General features: G+C 68.9%; 2 protein-coding genes and 3 pseudogenes. All 5 read left to right on the forward strand.

Annotated features, from left to right (window positions below; all coding sequences use genetic code 11):
* Window positions 1-163: 163 nt before the first annotated feature.
* The gene (locus G6N54_RS08765; RefSeq protein ID WP_163789704.1) at window positions 164-4,927 is read left to right on the forward strand and encodes a type I polyketide synthase; all 4,764 of its coding nucleotides are present in this window, start codon (window positions 164-166) and stop codon (window positions 4,925-4,927) included.
* Window positions 4,924-8,064, forward strand: a pseudogene (locus G6N54_RS31510) (type I polyketide synthase); the annotation flags it as partial. The gene G6N54_RS08765 and the pseudogene G6N54_RS31510, both read left to right, overlap by 4 nt.
* 35 nt (window positions 8,065-8,099) lie before the next feature.
* A pseudogene (locus G6N54_RS31515) lies at window positions 8,100-11,432 on the forward strand (SDR family NAD(P)-dependent oxidoreductase); the annotation flags it as partial.
* A pseudogene (locus tag G6N54_RS08780) lies at window positions 11,432-16,837 on the forward strand (type I polyketide synthase). The pseudogenes G6N54_RS31515 and G6N54_RS08780, both read left to right, overlap by 1 nt.
* A 2-nt stretch (window positions 16,838-16,839) precedes the next feature.
* Window positions 16,840-21,246 carry a type I polyketide synthase gene (locus tag G6N54_RS08790; RefSeq protein WP_163789708.1) on the forward strand — a complete coding sequence of 1,469 codons (4,407 nt, stop codon included), beginning with the start codon at window positions 16,840-16,842 and terminating at the stop codon, window positions 21,244-21,246.
* Window positions 21,247-21,251: the final 5 nt, after the last annotated feature.

A 21,251-nucleotide genomic window follows, 5' to 3' on the forward strand; every position in this document is an offset into this window, starting at 1 on the left:
TGCTGAACGGAACGGCATGCAGGGTGCGTGCAGCTAGCACCCGCAGCGACATGGAAGGTGAAGCGACCCCGGTGACCGACTCGTCCATCCCTGCTTTGCTGCACAATCGGGCCGAACAGCTCACCGCGACGGCTTCCGATTCGGTACGCACGGGCGCCGCCGCATGACGTCGAGCATCGGCGGCGAAGCTGATCTTCGCCACTGGCTTGTCGACTATTTGGTGACAAACATCGGCCGGACACCGGACGAGGTCGACCCCGAACTGTCGCTGGCCGATCACGGCGTGAGTTCTCGCGAGGTGGTCGTACTCTCCGGTGAATTGTCGGAGTTGCTGGGCAGGAAGGTCTCGCCGGTCGACTTCTGGGAACACCCGACGATCAATGCGCTGGCTGCACACCTGAGCGCGCCCGTGCCCGACGCCGACTCCGACGCCGCGCTCAAGCGACCGGCCCCCAACTCGCTCGACGAACCGATCGCGGTCATCGGGATGGGCTGCCGCTTCCCCGGCGACATCTCGGGACCGGACGCCTTGTGGCAGTTCCTCTGCGATCGCGGGTGCACGATCTCCGAGGTGCCGCCGGAGCGCTGGCAACCGTTCGACAACGGTTCACCGGAGGTGGCGGCGGCGCTGGCCCGCACCACCCGGTGGGGGTCGTTCCTGCCCGACATCGACGCCTTCGACGCGGAGTTCTTCGAGATCACTGCCCACGAGGCGAACAAGATGGACCCTCAGCAGCGGCTGCTGCTGGAAGTCGCCTGGGAAGCCCTAGAGCACGCCGGGATCTCCCCGAGCTCGCTGAGCCGGACGCAGACCGGGGTGTTCGCCGGGGCATGCTCGACCGAATACGCGGCCATCACGCTGGGCGATCTGCCCCGGGTCGACGCGTGGAACAACACCGGCGGAGCGATGAGCATCATTGCCAACCGGCTCTCGTACTTCCTCGACCTGCGCGGCCCGTCGGTGTCCGTCGACACGGCATGCTCGTCGTCGTTGGTGGCCATCCACCTGGCCTGCCAAAGCCTGCGCACCCAGGATTCCCACCTGGCGATCGCGGCCGGAGTGAACGTGTTGTTGTCCCCGACGGTATTTCGCGGTTTCGACCAGGCCGGCGCACTGTCCCCGACCGGCAAGTGCCGCGCGTTCGACGCCGCGGCCGACGGGTTCGTGCGCGGTGAGGGCGCCGGGGTGGTCGTGCTCAAGCGGCTCACCGACGCGCAACGCGACGGCGACCGGGTGCTCGCCGTGATCTGCGGCTCGGCCGTCAATCAGGACGGACGTTCCAACGGGCTGATGGCCCCCAACCCCGCGGCCCAGATGGCGGTGCTGCGCGCCGCCTACACCAATGCCGGGATGCAGCCGAACGAGGTCGACTACGTCGAAACGCACGGCACCGGAACACTGCTGGGAGATCCAATCGAAGCGCGCGCGCTCGGCACGGTGCTCGGTCGTGGCCGTTCGGCAGACTCTCCCCTGCTGATCGGCGCGGTGAAGACGAACATCGGGCACACCGAGGCGGCGGCCGGGATCGCGGGCTTCATCAAGGCGGTCATGGCGTTGCAGCGCGGCCAGATTCCGCCGAACCAGCGCTTCGAAAGCGCCAACCCGCACATCCCGTTCACCGAGCTGCGGATGAAGGTCGTTGACACACAAACGGATTGGCCGCAGACGCAGCATCCGCGCCGGGCCGGGGTATCGTCCTTCGGCTTCGGCGGCACCAACGCGCACGTCGTGCTCGAGCAGGGCCAAGAGGTGGCACCCGCGCCGGCCCCCGCCGCCGAGCCGAGCATCTCGACGTTGGTGGTTGCCGGCAAGACACCGCGACGGGTGGCCGCGACGGCGTCCGCGCTGGCCGCGTGGATGGAAGGCGCCGGGGCCGACGTGACCCTGGCCGATGTGGCGCACACGCTCAATCACCACCGGGCCCGACAGTCCAAGTTCGGCACCGTCGTAGCCCGCGATCGCGCCCAAGCTGTGGCGGGGTTGCGCGCGTTGGCCGCGGGCCGGAACGCGCCCGGGGTGGTGGGTGCGCAGGAAAGCGACGAAGCGCGGCCCGGCACGGTGTTCGTCTACTCGGGCCGCGGATCGCAATGGGCCGGAATGAGCCGCCAATTGCTGGCCGACGAGCCCGCATTCGCCGCGGCGGTCGCCGAACTGGAGCCGGTGTTCGTCCAGCAGGCCGGGTTCTCGCTGCACGACGTGCTGTCGAACGGGAACGAGCTCGTCGGTATCGAACAGATTCAGCTCGGCCTGATCGGCATACAGCTGACGCTAACCGAGCTGTGGCGCTCCTATGGTGTGGAACCCGACGCGGTGATAGGTCACTCGATGGGCGAGGTCGCCGCCGCCGTGGTGTCCGGGGCGCTGACGCCGGCCGAGGGCCTGCGCGTGACCGCGACGCGCGCGCGGTTGATGGCGCCGCTGTCGGGACAGGGCGGGATGGCGCTGCTCGGACTCGGCGTGGCCGCCACCGAGGCGTTGATCCTGGAGTACCCGCAGGTGACGCTCGGGATCTACAACTCCCCGAGTCAGACCGTGATCTCCGGGCCCAGCGAACAGATCGACGAGCTGATCGCCCGGTTGCGCGGCCAGAATCTCTTCGACAGCCGGGTGAATATCGAAGTGGCGCCACACAATCCGGCAATGGACGCGCTGCAGCCGGCGATGCGCGCGGAGCTGGCCGACCTGGCTCCGCAGGCGCCGACGATTCCGATCATCTCCACCACCTACCCGGATCTCGACATCCGCCCGGCCTTCGACGCCGAGCACTGGGCCATCAACATGCGCAACCCGGTGCACTTCCAGCAGGCCATCGCTCATGCCGGAAGCCCGGCCGGCGGGCCTTATCACACCTTCATCGAAATCAGCGGGCACCCGTTGCTCACCCAGGCGATCAGCGAAACCCTGCACAGCGCCCAGCACGGCAGCAAATACGTGAGCATCGGTAGCCTGCAACGCAATACCGACGACACCATCAGCTTCCGCACCAGCGTCAACACCGTGCGCACTACGCATCCGCCCCAGACCCCGCATCCTCCGGAGCCGCACACTCAGATCCCCACCACTCCCTGGCATCACACCCGGCACTGGATCGACTCGACCCCCATCGCCCCGCAAGCGCCGGAAGCTGTGCACCGCAACAGTTCTGGGCTGCTCGGCGCGGCGGACGGACAGCTCGACGACTCCTCGTACCAGCTGGCGTGGCCGACCGTTCCGTTGGCGGGGACCGAACTGGTGGCCGCCGCCGAGTGCGGACGTTGGCTGGTGATCGGCGATCCCGACCTGGCGACCCAGCTGGCCGCCGAAACGGTGGCCGCCGACGCCGATCCGGTGGAATTGGCCGAGGCGCTGGGCGAAGTCGACCATGTGTTGTACGCGCCCGCAGTGGCCGGCGATCCGTTCGATATGGGGTCGGCCTATCGGCTGTTCGACCAGGTGCGCCGGCTCGTCGCGGTGCTCGCCGCCGGCGACTCGTCGGAGAAGTTGTTCCTGGTCACCCGCAACGCCCAGCCGGTCTTCGAGGGCGATCGCGCCAACCCCACGCACGGACTGCTCTGGGGCCTTGGTCGCACCATCGCTCTCGAGCATCCCGAAGTCTGGGGTGGCATAGTCGATTTCGATTCTTCGGTGCCGCCGGCGATCGTGGCCAGGCAGCTGCTGGAGGAAGTCGGCAGCAGCGACGGCGAAGACCAGGTCGTCTACCGGCGCGGCGCGCGCCACGTGGCCCGGCTGCACCGGCGGACGCTGCCCACCGAATCACCGGTCACGCTGGACGCCGACGGCTGTCAGCTCGTCATCGGGGCCACCGGAAACATCGGTCCGCACCTGATCCGCCAGCTCGCCGCGATGGGCGCCAAGACGATCGTCGCGGTATCCCGCGACCCCGGCCTGCGGCTGCAGGCACTGGCGGAAACCCTTGCCGCGGAAGGCACGAACCTTGTCACGGTGGCCGCCGACGCCACCGACGACGTCGCGATGAGCGCGCTGTTCGCCCGGTTCGGCAGCGATCTGCCGCCGCTGCACGGGGTCTACCTGGCGGCCTTCGCCGGTCAGCCCGTCCTGCTCGGCGAGATGACCGACGACGACGTGCGGGCGATGTTCGCACCCAAACTCGACGCCGCCGCGCTGCTGCATCGGCTGTCGCTGACGACAACGTCGTTGCGCCACTTCGTGCTGTTCTCCTCGATCTCCGGACTGACGGGCTCACGCTGGCTCGGCCACTACGCCGCCACCAGTGGTTATCTGGATGCGCTGGCGTACGCCCGTCGCGTCATGGGATTGCCGGCGACCACCGTCAACTGGGGACTGTGGAAATCGCTGGCCGACACCGACGAGGCCAGCCAGGTCAGCGTGGGATCTGGGTTGCTGCCGATGGACGACGAGGTGGCGATCGGCACGCTGCCGCATGTCATGAGCCCCGCAGCTGGAGTGCATTCCGTTGTGGTGCAAGCGGATTGGCCGCTGCTGGCGGACGCATACCGAGCCCGCGGATCGCTGCGGATCGTCGACGACCTGCTGCCGCTGCCCGGCGAAACGGCCATGGGCGAAAGCGAGTTCCGCATCTCGTTGCGCGCGTGCGAGCCGGAACGTCGCCACGGCTTGCTGTTCGACCGGGTCGCCACGCTGGCCGCCACGGCGATGGGGCTGCGCACGGGCGAGGCACTCGATCCGTCGACCGGGTTCTTCCAGTTGGGGATGGACTCGCTGATGAGCGCGATGCTGCGGCGGTCGCTGTCGGACGATCTCGGTGAGGCACTGCCGGTATCGGTGGTCTTCGATTACCCGACCGTCTACAGCCTCACCGACTATCTGGCCACCGTGCTGCCCGAGCTCGAAATAGACGCCGAACCCGTCGCCGACGCCTACGACGAGCTCGACGAGGACGCGTTGCTCGCCGAACTTTCGAAAAGGCTACGAGGCTCTCGATGACTGCCGCCACACCGGACCGCCGGGCGATCATCACCGAGGCGCTTCACAAAATCGATGATCTGACCGCGCGGCTGGCAATCGCCGAACAGGCGAGCACCGAACCGATCGCCGTCATCGGAATGGGCTGCCGGTTGCCTGGCGCCGTCAACAGCCCCGAACAGTACTGGGATTTGTTGTGCGACGGCCGAAGCGGCATCGTCGGCGTTCCGCCCGAACGCTGGGACGCCGAGGCGCTGTTCACCGAGGACCACACCATCCCCGGCACGATCTGCAATCGCGAAGGCGGCTTCCTGTCCGACTGGCAGCCAGACGAATTCGACGCCGAGTTCTTCGCCATCCCGCCCCGCGAGGCCGCGGCGATGGACCCGCAACAGCGGTTGTTCATCGAGGTCGCCTGGGAAGCGTTGGAAAACGCCGGGATTCCGCCGCACACGCTGCAGGGCACCCAGACCGGCGTCTTCGTAGGCGTGACCGCCTACGACTACATGCTGAAGATGTCGGGCTCGGTGCGGCCCGACGAGCTGGACGCCTACCTGTTGACCGGAAACTCGGCGAACTTCGCCGCGGGGCGCACGGCCTATCTGCTCGGCGCCCGCGGTCCCGCGGTTGTGCTGGACACCGCGTGCTCGTCGTCGCTGGTGACGATTCATCTCGCCTGTCAGAGCCTGCGCTGGCGCGAGAGTGACACCGCGCTGGTCGGCGGCACCAACCTGCTGCTCAGCCCGGTGGCCAGCATCGCGTGCTCGCGGTGGGGAATGCTGTCGCCCGACGGGCAGTGCAAGACCTTCGACGCCGGCGCCAACGGCTATGTGCGCAGCGAAGGCGCCGGCGTGGTGGTGCTCAAGCGGCTGTCCGACGCGCAGCAGGACGGCAACCGCATCCTCGCCGTGATTCGCGGCTCGGCGGTCAACCAGGACGGCGCCAGCAGTGGAGTGACGGTGCCCAACGGCCCGGCCCAGCAGGCCCTGCTTCGCCAGGCGCTGAAGGTGGCCAGGCTGACGCCGGCCGACATCGACTACATCGAGGCGCACGGAACGGGCACCCCGCTGGGCGACCCGATCGAACTCGACTCGCTGAGCACGGTTTTCGGTGAACGAGAGGGCCGGGCGCCGCTGGTGCTCGGGGCCGTCAAGACCAACCTCGGCCACCTGGAAGCGGCTGCCGGGATCGCCGGATTCATGAAGACCGTGCTGGCCGTCGGACATGGCCGAATCCCGAGGAATCTGAACTTGACCGAGCTCACTCCCCATGCCAGCCAAGGTGTTTCGCGGCTGAGGATCGCCACCGAAGACATGGAATGGCCGTCGACCGAGGGACCCCGCCGGGCCGGGGCCTCGTCGTTCGGTGTGAGCGGGACGAATGCACACGTGGTGATCGAGCAGGCGCCGGATCAGGTACCCGCACAGCAGGGCCCGCCGCCGGCGGTGTCGACGCTGGTGCTGTCCGGTAAGTCGGCGCAACGCGTGGCGGCGACGGCCTCGGTGCTCGCCGACTGGATGGCCGGGCCGGGTGCTGCGGTGCCGCTGGCCGACGTGGCACACACGCTCAACCACCACCGGGCCCGGCAGCCCAAGTTCGCCACGGTGGCCGCCGTCGACCGGGACCAGGCGGTCGCGGGTTGCGCGCGCTGGCCGCCGGTGAGCCCGCCCCCGGCGTGGTCGGTTGCCCGGACAGCGCCGTCGGACCGGGCACCGTATTCGTCTATTCGGGCCGCGGATCGCAGTGGGCCGGGATGGGCCGCCGGCTGCTGGCCGACGAGCCCGCATTCGACGCGGCCCTCGCCAAACTCGAGCCGGTTTTCGTTGCGGAGGCCGGGTTTTCGCTGCGCGAGGTGATCGCCGGCGGCAAGGAATTGGTGGGCATCGAGCAGATTCAGCTGGGTCTGATCGGGATGCAGCTGGCGCTGACCGCGCCGTGGCGCTCCTACGGGATCACGCCGGATCTGGTGATCGGCCATTTGATGGGCGAGGTGGCGGCCGCGGTGGTCGCCGGCGCGCTGACACCCGCCGAGGGACTGCGCGTGACCGCGACCCGGTCGCGACTGATGGCCCCGTTGTCCGGGCAGGGCACGATGGCCATGCTCGAACTCGACGCCGCCGCCACCGAGCAGCTGATCGCGGACTATCCGCAGGTCACCCTCGGGATCTTTGCCTCGCCACGCCAGACAGTCATCTCGGGACCCACGGCGCAGATCGACGAGCTGATCGCCACCGTGCGCGCGCAGGGCCAGTTCGCCGGCAAGGTCAACATCGAAGTCGCCCCACACAACCCGGCCATGGATGCCCTGCAGCCGGCGATGCGGGCCGAGCTGGCCGACCTGCGCCCGCGCCCGCCGAGCATCCCGATCATCTCGACGACCTACGAAAACCTCGACCGTTCAGTGGCATTCGACGCCGAGCACTGGGCCACCAACATGCGCAACCCGGTCCGCTTCCAGCAGGCGATCGCTCATGCCTTTAACCAGGCCGGTGGGCAAAGTCACACCTTCATTGAGATCAGCGGGCATCCCCTGTTGACCCACGCCATCACCGAAACCCTGGCCGCGGCTGACGGCGACCGGGCCGGCTATCTGAGCATCGGCACCCTGCAACGCGATGCGCATGACACCCTGACCTTCCACACCAACCTCAATGCCGCTCACACCGTCCGTCCCCCGCAGACCCCGCACACCTGCGGGCGGCAGACCGTACTGCCGACCACGCCCTGGCAGCACGGACGGTACTGGATCTCCCCCAGCGCCACGGCACACCATGCGCCAAACACGCACCCGCTGTAGGGCTTCGGGGTCACCGACCCCACCAACGGCACTCGGGTGTGGGAGTGCGAGCTCAACCCGGATCTGTTGTGGCTCGGCGATCACGTGATCGACGATCTGTGCGTGCTGCCGGGCGCGGCCTATGCCGACGTCGCGCTCGCCGCCGCGACGGAAGCGTTCGCGGAGTCCGCGGACTCCGACGGCCGGCCGTGGATGATCCGGGAACTCAGCCTGCAGCAGATGCTGCAGGTGACCGACGGCACGGTGCTGGTCACGACGCTCACCGGTAACGAGCAAACGTGCCAGATCGACATGCGCACCCATAGCGCGTCGTCGGGATGGATCAAGCACGCCAGCGCTACGGTCGCCCGCGACAGCCAGCCCGCTCCCACGGTCGTCGATGGCTCGAATGATGTTGCGGCCGAAATCAACCCCGACGAGTTGTACGAGCGGCTGCGCGCCGCCGGGCAACAGCACGGACCGGCGTTTCGCGGCATCGCCGGGCTGACCGTGACGGCCTCGGGTGCCGCCCGGGCCGACGTGCGGCTGCCCTCGTCGGCCAAGGCCGGTTCCCGCAACTTCGTGCTGCACCCGGTCATGATGGATATCGCGGTGCAGGCACTCGGCGCCACCCGGGCCGCGACCGATCTGGCCGGCGGACAGAACGCCCGCCAAACCCTGGTGCTGCCAATCCGTTTCGCGGGTATCCACGTCTACGGCGATATCGCCGACGGGGTGTGTTCGACCGGCTCCCTGTCGGCCACCGACAGCCCGGATCGGTTGCTCGGTCAGGTCGTGCTGACCGACGCCAACGGCGATCGGCTACTCGTCATCGACGAAGTCGAAATGGCGGTGCTCGGGTCGGCAAGCGGTGCGGCACACGATCACCTGCTCACCTTGGAGTGGGAGCCGGCCCCGCTGGACAAAGAGGCCGCCAGTCTCGGCGGATTGTTGTTGATCGGCGAGCCCGCCGTGGGCGATCCGCTGCTGCCCGCCTTGCGGTCGTCCCTGAGCGACAGCGTCGCCGCAGTCGACGTGGTGTCCCCGGCCGACACCGTGCAGCTGCGCGCGGCTATCACCCGAAACCCCTGGGACAGCATCGTTGTGCTGTGCCCGCCGCGCACGGTCGACGAATCGCTTTCGGAGACAGCTCAACTGGACCTGGCGCTGGCGCGCACCCTGCTGATCGCGGACATCGCCAAGAGCGTGACGCGGATGGGTGCCCGCAACAGCCCGCGGCTGTGGATCGTCACCCGCGGCGCACAACAGGTCGACGCCGAGGAGTCGATCACGTTGGCGCAGACGGAGCTTCGCGGCATCGCCCGGGTGCTGACCTTCGAGCATCCCGAGCTCAAGACCACGATCGTCGACGTCGAGGCGGCTGGGGCCGGCGCCGGCTCGGTGGCCGCGCTGACGAGTGAGTTGCTCGCGGGCTCCGACGCCGACGAGATCGCGCTGCGCGACGGGCGTCGCTACCTGAACAGGCTGGTGCCCGCCCCCACCACCGCCCAGGGCGAGCCGCTCGGCGAAACCCGTCACACGAAAGTGAACCTGGACACCGGCGGCGCGGTACGGCTGTCGATCGACGAACCCGGACGGCTGGATGCGCTGAGACTGCATGCGGTGAAGCGGGTTCCGCCGAATGCCAATCAGGTCGAAGTCCGGGTGGCCGCGGCGGGCCTCAATTTCAGTGACGTGCTCAAGGCGATGGGGATCTATCCCACTCTCGACGGCGCCCCGCCCATCCTCGGCGGCGAGTGCGCCGGCGTCGTCACCGCCGTCGGCAGCGATGTCGACCCCGTGCGGGTCGGTCAGCGCGTGATTGCGATCGGCCCGGGCAGCTTCGGCTCGCACCTGACGACGCTCGCCGACCTGGTCATCCCGATCCCCGACACGCTGGGAGATCCCGAGGCGGCCGCGTTCGGCATCGCGTATCTGACCGCTTGGCACTCGCTGGTCGAGGTCGGGCGACTGGCCCCCGGCGAACGGGTGCTGATCCATTCCGCCACCGGCGGTGTGGGGCTCGCGGCGATGGCGATCGCCAACATGGTCGGGGCCCGGATTTACACCACGGCCGGTTCGGATGCCAAGCGCGACATGCTCGCCGGGCTCGGCGTCGAGTACGTCGGCAATTCGCGGACGGTGGATTTCGCCGACGAGATCCTCGAGCACACCGACGGCTACGGCGTGGATGTCATCCTCAATTCGCTTCCGGACGAAGCGATTCAGCGTGGCGTGCAGATCCTGGCGCCCGGCGGCCGGTTCATCGAGCTCGGCAAGAAGGACGTCTACACCAATGCGACCCTGGGATTGGCCGCATTGACCAAGAGCGCTTCCTTCTCCGTCGTCGACCTCGACCTGAATCTGAAGCTGCAGCCGGCGCGCTACCGCGCGATGCTCTCCGAAATCCTGCGGCACGTCGCGGACGGCACGCTGCGGGTGCTGCCCGTCACCGCGTTCTCCCTCGACAACGCGGCCGACGCCTTCGCGCTGATGGCGTCCGGACGCCACACCGGCAAGATCGCCGTCACCGTACCGGCGACCGGCCGCATCGACGCGATCGCGGGAACCCCGCGGCCACTGGTCAGCCCGGACGGCGGCTACCTCATCGTGGGCGGCATGGGCGGCCTCGGGTTCGTCGTGGCGCGGTGGCTGGCCCAACAGGGCGCGGGATTGGTTGTGGTGAACGGGCGTTCGGCACCCGGCGCCGGCGTGACGGCGGCGATCGCGGAGCTGAGCGCCGCGGGGACCCGGGTCGAGGTGGTCACCGGCGACATCGCCGAACCCGGCACGGCCGAGCGGCTGGTCCAAGCGGTCCACGACGCCGGCTTCCGGGTGGCCGGGGTGCTGCACAGTGCCATGGTTCTCGACGACGAAATCGTGCTGAACATCTCGGATTCGGCCGCGCGGCGGGTGTTCACCCCGAAAGTCACCGGCAGCTGGCGGCTGCATCAGGCCACCGCCGAACTGGACGTCGATTGGTGGCTGACTTTCTCGTCGGCGTCCTCGCTGCTGGGTACGCCCGGTCAGGGGACGTACGCCGCCGCCAACTCGTGGGTCGACGGCCTGGTCGCCTACCGGCGCTCGCGCGGACTACCCGCCGTCGGAATCAATTGGGGCCCATGGGCCGAGGTGGGGCGCGCCCAATTCTTCGCCGATCTTGGCGTCTCGCTGATCACGGTCGACGAAGGGCTGGCGGCCATGCAGCAGCTGCTGTCGGTCGACCGGGCCCGCACCGGCGTCATCCACCTCGACGCCCGGCAGTGGTTCCAATCCTTCCCCGCCGCGGGCGGTTCGTCGCTGTTCGCGAAGCTGCACGACTCGACCAAACTGGAGCGGCGTGGCGGCGGCGCGATCCGCGCCGAATTGGATGTCAGCGATCCCGCCGAGCGCCCGGATCGGCTGGCGGCCGCAATCGCCGACCAGATCCGCGCGGTGCTGCGCTCCACCGAACCGATCGCTCACGACCGGCCGATGGAATCGCTCGGCCTCGACTCGCTGATGGCCCTCGAGCTGCGAAACAGGCTGGAGGCGAGCCTGGGCACCACGCTGCCGGCCGCCCTGGTGTGGGCATATCCGACGATCCACGACCTGGCCGGCGCCATGTGCGAACGTCTGGGCTACGAAACGGTGGCCGAACCCGGCCCCGAGCCGGACGCGGAAGACGAACTATCCGACGAGGAAATGGAATTGCTGTCCGACCTCGTCGCGGCGAGCGAGCTGGAGACGGCAACTGGGGGCAGTGAGTAATGACAAGTCTTGCCGAACGCGCGGCACAGATGTCTCCCAAAGCGCGCGAGGTGCTCGCGCGTGAGCTGGTTCGCGCGGGAACGGCATTTCCGACCGACGTCGCCGAGCCGATAGCGGTCGTCGGGATCGGCTGCCGGTTGCCCGGGAATGTGACCGGGCCCGAGAGCTTCTGGCTGCTGCTCGTCGACGGCCGCGACGCCGTCGGCGAGGTGCCCGCCGATCGGTGGAACGGGGATGCGTTCTACGATCCCGATCCGCAGGCGCCGGGCCGGATGACGACCAAATGGGGCGGCTTCCTCGACGACGTCGCCGGGTTCGACGCCGACTTCTTCGGCATCACCCCACGTGAAGCCGTCGCGATGGACCCGCAGCAGCGGATCCTGCTCGAGGTCGCCTGGGAAGCCCTCGAACACGCCGGGGTGGCGCCGGATTCGTTGAGCGGCAGTCGGACCGCCGCGATCATGGGTGTGTCGGCGTGGGACTACACGATTCTCAACCTCGAGCGCAACACCGAGATCGACGCCTACATGAGCACCGGTAATCCGCACAGCGCCGCGGTGGGCCGCATCTCGTACCTGCTGGGGCTGCGCGGCCCCGCCGTCGCGGTCGACACCGCGTGCTCGTCGTCGTTGGTGGCCATCCACCTGGCCTGCCAGAATCTGCGGCTGCGCGAAAGCGACGTCGCGCTCGCGGGCGGGGTGCACCTGTCCCTGTCGCCGTTCACCAGCATCGCGCTGTCCAAGTGGTCGGCGCTCTCGCCGACCGGTCGGTGCAAGACCTTCGACGCCCTGGCCGACGGCTTCGTGCGCGGCGAAGGCTGCGGCGTGGTGGTGCTCAAGCGGTTGGCCGACGCCGTTCGCGACGGCGATCGGGTGCTGGGCGTGGTCCGCGGTTCGGCGATCAACTCCGACGGCCGGTCCAACGGCATGACCGCGCCGAATGCGGCCGCGCAGCGCGACGTGATCACCACCGCGCTGCGGATGGCAGACGCCACGGCCGACAGCGTGAATTACATCGAAACCCACGGCACCGGAACGATTTTGGGCGATCCCATTGAATTCGAGGCGCTGGCGGCCACGTATGGCGGCGGCGACGGGCAATGCGCGCTGGGTTCGGTCAAGACCAACATCGGGCATCTGGAGGCCTCGGCCGGCGTCACCGGATTCATCAAGGCGGTCCTGTCGGTGAATCGCGGATTCATTCCGCGCAACTTGCACTTCAACCGATGGAACCCGGCCATCGACGCGTCGGCGACGCGACTGTTCGTGCCGACCGAGGGCACCGCGTGGCCCACCGACGGCCTCCGCCGGGCCGCGGTGTCGTCGTTCGGACTCAGCGGCACCAACGCACACGTGGTGGTCGAGCAACCATCGGCCTCGCCCGCACCGGCCTCGGTCGAGCCGGTGGTGTCCACGTTGGTGGTGTCGGGCAAGACGCTACAGCGGCTGGCGTCGACGGCCGCGACGCTGGCCGACTGGATCGCCGGTCCCGGAGCCGCGACACCGCTCGTCGACGTCGCGCACACCGTGAATCATCGGCGCGCCCGGCACAATTGGGTGGGCACCGTCGTCGCGCGCGATCGCGAAGCCGCCGTGGCGGGTCTGCGGGCATTGTCCACCGGCACGCCGGCCCCGGGTGTGGTGGCGCCGGCGGAAGTCATTACCAAGGCCGGCCACGGATCCGGCACGGTGTTCGTCTACTCCGGCCAGGGCGCACAGTGGGCCGGCATGGGCCGCCGGCTGTTGGCCGACGAACCCGCCTTCGCCGCCGCCATCGCCGAACTGGAGCCCGAATTCGTCGCACAGACCGGCTTCTCGCTGCGCCAGACGCTGGCCGACGGTAGCCCGGTCACCGGCATCGACAAGGTTCAGCCGCTGCTGGTGGCCATCCAGCTGGCGCTGACCGCGCTGTGGCGCCATCACGGCGTGGTACCCGACGCGGTGATCGGGCACTCGATGGGCGAAGTGTCCGCCGCGGTGGTGTCCGGTGCGCTGACCCCCGCCGAGGGGTTGCGGGTGATCGCCACCCGCTCAAGGCTGATGGCGCAGTTGTCCGGCCAGGGCGCGATGGCTTTGCTCGAACTCGACGCCCTCGCGGTCGAAGCGCTGATCGCCGATCACCCGGACGTCACGCTCGCCGTGCACGCGTCACCGCGCCAGTCGGTGATCGCGGGCCCACCCGACCAGGTGGACGCGGTTATCGCGGCGGTCGCCGCCCGCAACCTGCTGGCCCGGCGCGTCGAGGTCGACGTGGCATCCCATCACCCGATCATCGACCCGGTGCTGCCGCAATTGCGCTCGGCGCTAGCCAATTTGGTGCCCAAGCCATTCACCATCCCGATGATCAGCACCGCCAGCGAGGATCGTGCACCCGTGCTCGACGCCGACTACTGGGCGGCCAATCTGCGCAACCCGGTGCGTTTCCACCAGGCCATCACTGCGGCCCATCGGGACGCCGACGCGCCCTACCACACGTTCATCGAGATCAGCCCGCACCCGTTGCTGACGCATGCGATCAACGACACCCTGGGTGAAGCCAACGCACGCACCCTCGGCACCTTGACGCGCGACACCGACGACACGGTGACGTTTCACGCCCAGCTCGCCGCGCAGCTCGTCTCCAAGCCGAACACGGCGACCAACAACGCCGACGGTCGGCTGGCCGACATCCCGGTAACGCCCTGGGAACACACGCATTACTGGATCGCCGACCGCTCGGCGGTATCGAACTCCGTCGCCACCCACCCGTTGCTCGGCACGCACATCGAGGTGCCGTCCAGCCGCGACCACGTCTGGCAGGCCGACGTCGGTACCGACGTGTCGCCCTGGCTCGCCGACCACAAGGTGTTCGGACAGGCGACCATGCCCGGCGCGGGATTCACCGAAATCGCTTTGGCCGCAGCCAGTGAGGCGTTGGGCGTGCCGGTCCAGGCGGTGTCGCTCAACCAGCTCGAGGTCGAGCAGATGCTGACCCTCAACGACCACACCCAGTTGACCACCCAGTTGATGCGGGGTGTCGACGACAAGATCCGGATCGAAATCTATTCCCGCTCATCCGGTAACGGCTGGACCCGGCACGCCACGGCCAAGGCCGAACTACGCACGCCGGAAACCACTTTCGAACAACCCGCACCTACCGGCGGCAACGACGAGACGGCGGTCAGTCCGGCCGAGGTGTACACGGCGCTGCGGCAGGCCGGTCAATTCCACGGTCCCGCCTTCGCCGCGCTGACGGCAGTGCGCCGACTGCCCGGCGGTGCGGTCGAAACCGAGATCGTTCTTCCCGACGAGTCACCGTGGCATCCCGACTTCCGGCTGCACCCGGTCATCCTGGACGCGGCCCTGCAGAGTCTGGCGGCCGCGATCCCCGACGACGAACTCGCCGGATCCGCCGAGGCCAGCTATCTCCCGGGCTCCTTCGAGTCGGTGCGGGTGTACCGCAATCCCGGTCGGCGGGCCCGTTGCCGGGCTCAGCTGTCCGGCCTCGACGAAGGCGGCGCGGGAAAGCTCGGCAGAATCGTGTTGACCGACGACACCGGGGCCGTCGCGGCGGAGATCAACGACATCTACGTGCGCCGGGTCGAACGGCGCAGCGTACCACTTCCCTTGTCGCAGAAGGTGTTCGACACCACCTGGGTGCCCCGGCCCGTCGTTGCCGGGCCGGCCGACGTCCCGGGCAGCTGGCTGGTGCTCACCGAGGGGCAACCACCCGAGGCCGCCGCGTTCATCGAGGGATGGCGGTCACCGGCGCACCGCGTCGTCACCGCCGACCTGCAGGACGAATCGGCGGTGCTCGCCGCGTTCGCCGACACCGCGGGCGATCCCGAACGTCCGCCCGTCGGCGTGGTGGTGTTCGTCGCGGCCAACCCCGAATTGACCAGGGACGCCATCGTGGCGGCGCGCGAAACGGTGTGGGCCGTCTCGACCGTCGTGCGGGCGATCATCGGCGGCTGGCACGGCCAGCCGCCGCGGCTGTGGCTGGTGTCCGGCGGCGGCCTCCCCGTCGGTGACGAAGCCGGTCGGCCGGGGATCGGCGCGCTCAAGGGCCTGGTGCGGGTGCTGGCCTAGGAGCATCCCGAATTGCGCACCACCCTGGTCGATCTCGATCTCGCCTGCGGCCCCGTCGCCGCGCTGACCGCCGAGCTCGAATCGGCGGCGACCGGCTCGATCGACGACGTGGTCGCCTGGCGGGGTGAGCAGCGCTACGCCGAGCGGCTGTCGCGTGCGACGCTCGACCAGCCCACCGGCGGCGACGTGGTCCGCTCCGGCGCGTCCTACATCATCACCGGCGGCCTGGGCGGTCTCGGCCTGGTGTTCGCACGCTGGCTGGCCGATAGCGGCGCGGGCCGCATCGTCCTCAACGGCCGCAGCGAGCCCTCGGACGAACAGCGCGCGGTGCTGGCCGAGCTCGAGCGCACGACCGAGATCTCGGTGGTCTCCGGCGATCTCGCGGTCGACGGCGTGGCGGAGCAGTTGGTGGCCGCGGCCGGTGAGTCGACGCTGCGCGGCATCCTGCACGCGGCCGCGGTGCTCGACGACAGCCTGGTGTTCTCGATGACCAAGGACAGCATGGAGCGCGTCTGGGCGCCCAAGGCCTTCGGAGCCCTGCGGCTGCACGAGGCCAGCCTCGGCTGCGAATTGGATTGGTGGCTCGGGTTTTCCTCCACCTCGTCGCTGTTGGGCGGTCCGGGGCAGGCCTCGTATGCCTGCGCGAGCGCCTGGCTGGACGCGCTGGTCGACTGGCGCCGGGCATCGGGTCTGCCTGCGGCGGTGATCAACTGGGGCCCGTGGGCCGAGGTCGGCCTGGCCCGCACCCTGACCGGTGGGCCGCTGGATCCGATCACCCCGGCCGAGGGGGTCGCGGCGCTGGAGCCATTGCTCGCCACCCGTCGCGGCCACACCGGTGTCGCCCGGTTGCGCGCCGACCGGGCGCTGATCGCCTTCCCCGAGATTCGCAACCTCGGCTACTTCACCAGCGTCGTCGAGGAACTCGAGGCGGCCGGTGACGGCGGCAACTGGGCTGGACCCGAGGCGCTGAGCGGGCTCGATCCCGCCGAGGCGCAATCGGCGATCGCCGACCGGTTGCACGCCCGCATCGCCGCGGTGATGGGCTACGCGGAACGATCAGCTGTCGACGCGGACCTGCCACTGGTCGAACTGGGCATGGATTCCCTGATGGCGGTACGTATCCGCAACTCCGCGCGCGCGGATTTCGGTGCCGAACCGCCGGTGGCGCTGCTGCTGCAGGGCGCGACGCTCAACGATCTCACGGCCGAGCTGCTGCGCCAGCTCGGGCCTACCGGTGACGCGCAAACACACCAGCAAGACGGTGCTGTTCGCGACCGGGCACAGCAGCGCGCGGCGGCGCGCCAACAAGCCGCACAGCGGCGGAAGCGAGGACGCTAGCAATGAGCACGAACGCGGAGTCTTTCTCAGAGACTTTGCCGGACAACGCGATCGCGGTGATCGGCATGGCCGGTAGATTCCCGGGCGCCAACAACGTCTCGGATTTCTGGGACAACCTTGCCCGCGGCGAAGAGTCGATCGTCACACTGTCCGAGCAAGACCTCCGGGCCGCCGGCGTCGGCGACGAGGTGCTGGCCAATCCCGGGTACGTGCGGCGTGCGCCGCTGGTCGACGGGTTCGACGAGTTCGACGCCGAGTTCTTCGGGTTCCCGCCGCAGCTCGCCCGCAAGCTGGACCCGCAACACCGGTTGTTCCTGCAGTGCGCATGGCATGCGTTCGAGGACGCCGGCTGCGACCCCGCGCGGTTCGACGGCGCGATCGGCGTGTACGGAACCAGCTCGCCCAGTGGTTATCTGATGCACAACCTGGCATCGCACCACGGCGGCGGCGCCTTTATGGCGACCGGACTCGACTTCGAACAGTTCAACCTGTTCCTGCAGAACGACAAGGACTTCCTGGCAACCCGGGTCTCGCATCAATTCGACCTACGCGGGCCGAGCATCTCGGTGCAAACCGCGTGCTCGTCATCGCTGGTCGCCATCCATCTGGCCTGCCAGAGCCTGCTGTCCGGCGAATGCGATATGGCGCTCGCCGGCGGGTCGTCGCTGGCCATCCCGCACCGGGTCGGTTACTGGAACTCGCCGGGGGCGATGGTGTCGGCGGCCGGTCACTGCCGACCGTTCGACGTGCGGGCCGACGGCACGGTTTTCGGCAGCGGGGTCGGGATCGTGGCACTCAAACCGTTGCAGGCCGCCATCGATGCCGGCGACCGGATCCACGCCGTCATCCGCGGGTCGGCGATCAACAACGACGGATCCATGAAGATGGGTTACGCCGCGCCGAATCCGGCCGCACAGGCCGACGTCATCGCCGAGGCCCATGCGGTGTCCGGTATCGACGCCTCGACGATCAGTTACGTCGAGACACACGGAACCGGCACCGCGTTGGGCGATCCGATCGAAGTCCAGGGCCTCAAAGCCGCATTCGCCGTGTCCGAGACACCGCGGCCCGGACCATGTGTCCTGGGGTCGGTCAAGTCGAACATCGGCCACCTGGAAGTAGCGGCCGGCGTGGTGAGTCTGATCAAGGCGATTCTGTGCCTCAAGCACAAGGCGATCCCCGGGACCCTGCACTTCACCAGTCCCAACCCGGAACTGCACCTCGAAGAAACTCCGTTCACCGTGCAACGCGAATACGGCCCGTGGGAATGGGACGGTGTGCGCAGGGCCGGTGTCAGTTCGTTCGGGGTGGGGGGCACCAACGTCCACGTCGTCTTAGAAGAAGCACCGACAGAAGCGCCGGTTGCGGCCGCCGATCGCCCCCAGGTGCTGCTGCTGTCCGCGCGAACCACTGCGGCACTTGAGGACTCGCGTACGGCCCTGGCCGCGACGCTGGAGAGTCCGGACGGCCCGGGCCTGGCGGAGGCGGCGTTCACCCTCGCCGGTCGTCGCAAGCATGCCATCGCGATGGCGGCCGTGGTCCACGACCGTGAGCACGCCGCGAAGGTGTTGCGGGCCGCCGAGCACGACAATGTTTTCGTCGGGGACTTCGTCGGCCACGGCGAGACCGGCGAATCGGCCTCCGACCGAGTCGTTTTCATGTTCCCCGGGCAGGGGGCTCAGCACGTCGGGATGGCCCGCGGGCTCTACGACACCGAGCCCGTGTTCGCCGAACACTTCGACACCTGCGTCGCGGGATTCCGCGACGAGATGGGCATCGACTTGCGCGCCGAGATATTCGGCGACGTTACAACGGATTTGGAGCGCATCGACCGTTCCCAGCCCGCGCTGTTCACGGTGGAATACGCGCTTGCGAAGCTGGTCGACACCTTTGGCGTGCGTGCTGGCGCCTACATCGGATACAGCACCGGCGAGTACATCGCGGCCACCCTGGCCGGAGTATTCGACCTCGAGACGGCGATCAAGACGGTGGCCCTGCGTGCCCGTCTGATGCACGAATCACCGCCGGGCTCAATGGTCGCCGTGGCGCTGGGTCCCGACGACATCGCCGAGTACCTCGCCCCCGGGGTCGACCTCTCCGCGGTCAACGATCCCGGCAACTGCGTCGTCGCCGGGCCGAATGACCGGATCCGCGCGTTCACCCAACGGCTTCGGCAGGGCGGGATCACCGCTCGGCGGGTCCGCGCCACCCACGCATTCCACTCCAGCGCAATGGATCCCATGGCGGCACAGTTCCAGGGATTCCTCTCCGGTGTCGACCTTCGCCGCCCGAACACGCCGCTGCTGTCCAATCTGACCGGGACCTGGATGACCGACGAGCAGGCCACCGACCCGGCCAGCTGGGCACGCCAGATCAGCGCGACAATCAGGTTCGCCGACGAACTCGACGCGCTGCTGACCGATCCGGACCGGGTCCTGGTCGAGATGGGCCCGGGCGGCAGCCTGACCGGCTCGGCGATCCGGCACCCCAAGTGGTCGAGCAGGCACCTCGCCGTGCGACTGATGCGTCACCCCGTGCAGAACACCGACGACCGCGACGCCTTCCTGCTCGGCCTCGGCCAGCTGTGGGCGGCCGACGTGACGGTGGACTGGTCACCGATCACTGGGCCCGTGCCCGGCATTGTCAGCTTGCCTGGTTATCCCTTTGCGCGCGACCGGCATTGGGTCGACCCGAAACCTCTCGCGTGGACCGAGGCGCCCGCGCAGACCAACGGCTCGTCCACCAACGGCGCCGCCGTTGCCCCGGCGCCGGTCAACGGTCAGTCGGCCACCGAAGCGACGCTGCATCGCATCTGGATGCAGTGCCTGGGTGTTACCTCGCTCGACCGGAACGCCAATTTCTTTGATCTGGGCGGGGATTCGCTGATCGCGATCGGCATCTCGACCAGTGCCAACAACTCCGGGCTAACCGTCACCCCGCAGCATCTCTACGAACACCCGACGTTGGCCGGCCTGGCCGCAGCGCTGGACGCCGAGTTCACCGGCGCCGGGCTGACGACACCGCCGGACGCCGAGGCGTATTCACCGGTGCCCGCGAATATCGCCGGTTTCCTCGAACACGGTGTGCAGGAAGCCAATCGCTGGCGGGTCCCGCTGATCTTCGCACTCGCCCCCAGCGTCGGGATCGAGGACGTGCGCGCCGTGCTCACCGCGTTGGCGAACCACCATGACGCGTTGCGCCTCGAGCTCGTCGACCGCGCGGGCACCTGGGAGCAGCACATCGGCGCACCAAGGGAATTCGCGCACCTGTCGTCGCGAACCCTGCCCGACGACCTGGCAGACGAGCGGGCGGCGGTACTGGACCTGGTGGCCGAGCTGGCCGCCACGGACGACCTGACCGCTCCGTTCACCGCGACCCACATCACCGGTGGCCACGACGGTTCCTATCTGGTGCTGTCCGCTCACGAGATGATCGCGGACATCGCCTCCCGCGAAGTCCTGCTGACTGACCTGTTCACCGCCTTGTCCCAGCACCTTGCCGGCGAAGACATCCTGCTGCCCCCGACCAGCGCCGGCTGGCGCGATTGGTCGCTGCGGACCGGTACTCTGGCGACGCATCCGGCGGTGGTGGACACCCGCGACTTCTGGCTGCAGAGCTTGACCACGGCGACGGTGCAGCTGGGCGATCCCACGATCACCGAGCGGCCGCGCGCCGGCGACCTGCGGAGGCTGCCGTCGACGCTGAACAACGCGGAGACAGCCGAAGTCGACGATGCCCGCCGCAGGCTCGGGGTGTCGATCGAAGAGGTTCTGCTGGCGGCGTTGGGCCGCACGATCGCCCACACGGTCGGCGAGGGTGTGGTTTCGGTCGACCTGGAGGGCAACGGCCGTTCGGTGCTGAGGCCGGACGTCGACCTGCGCAGAACCATCGGCCGGTTCACCACGATCTATCCGGCCGCGCTGCGCTGCACGAAGACGGGGGATGCGACCGGGCTGCTGGCAGGCGTGAGCGAGAGCCTGAAATCGGTACCGCATTTCGGCGTCGGATACGGACTGCTTCGCTACGTCTATGCGCCCACCGCGCGCACGCTGGCCGCCGCGGGCGGCTCGGACATCCACCTGCGCTTCGTCGGCACGGTTCCGGAGCCGCCCCCGCTGGACGCGCCGCTCCAATTCGATTCCGATGCGGCCCTGCCGGTGCGGGATCCGATTCCGGGCCTGGGTCATGCGATCGAACTTCGGGTGTACCGGTATTCCGGGGCGCTACATCTGGATTGGTGGTACGACACCCGCCGCGTCCCGCTGCAGCGGGCACAAGCACTCGTCGAGCGATTCCCGATCGCATTGCGGGCCCTGCTGTCCGACGCTGTCGACGCCATCCCCGACGACGCCGAGACGGGCTCACAACCCGTCGAGCTGGCGCTGGTGGACTTGTCGTCGTTTGACTGAGGGGA

The sequence above is a fragment of the Mycobacterium stomatepiae genome, assembly GCF_010731715.1.
Lineage (GTDB): Bacteria > Actinomycetota > Actinomycetes > Mycobacteriales > Mycobacteriaceae > Mycobacterium > Mycobacterium stomatepiae.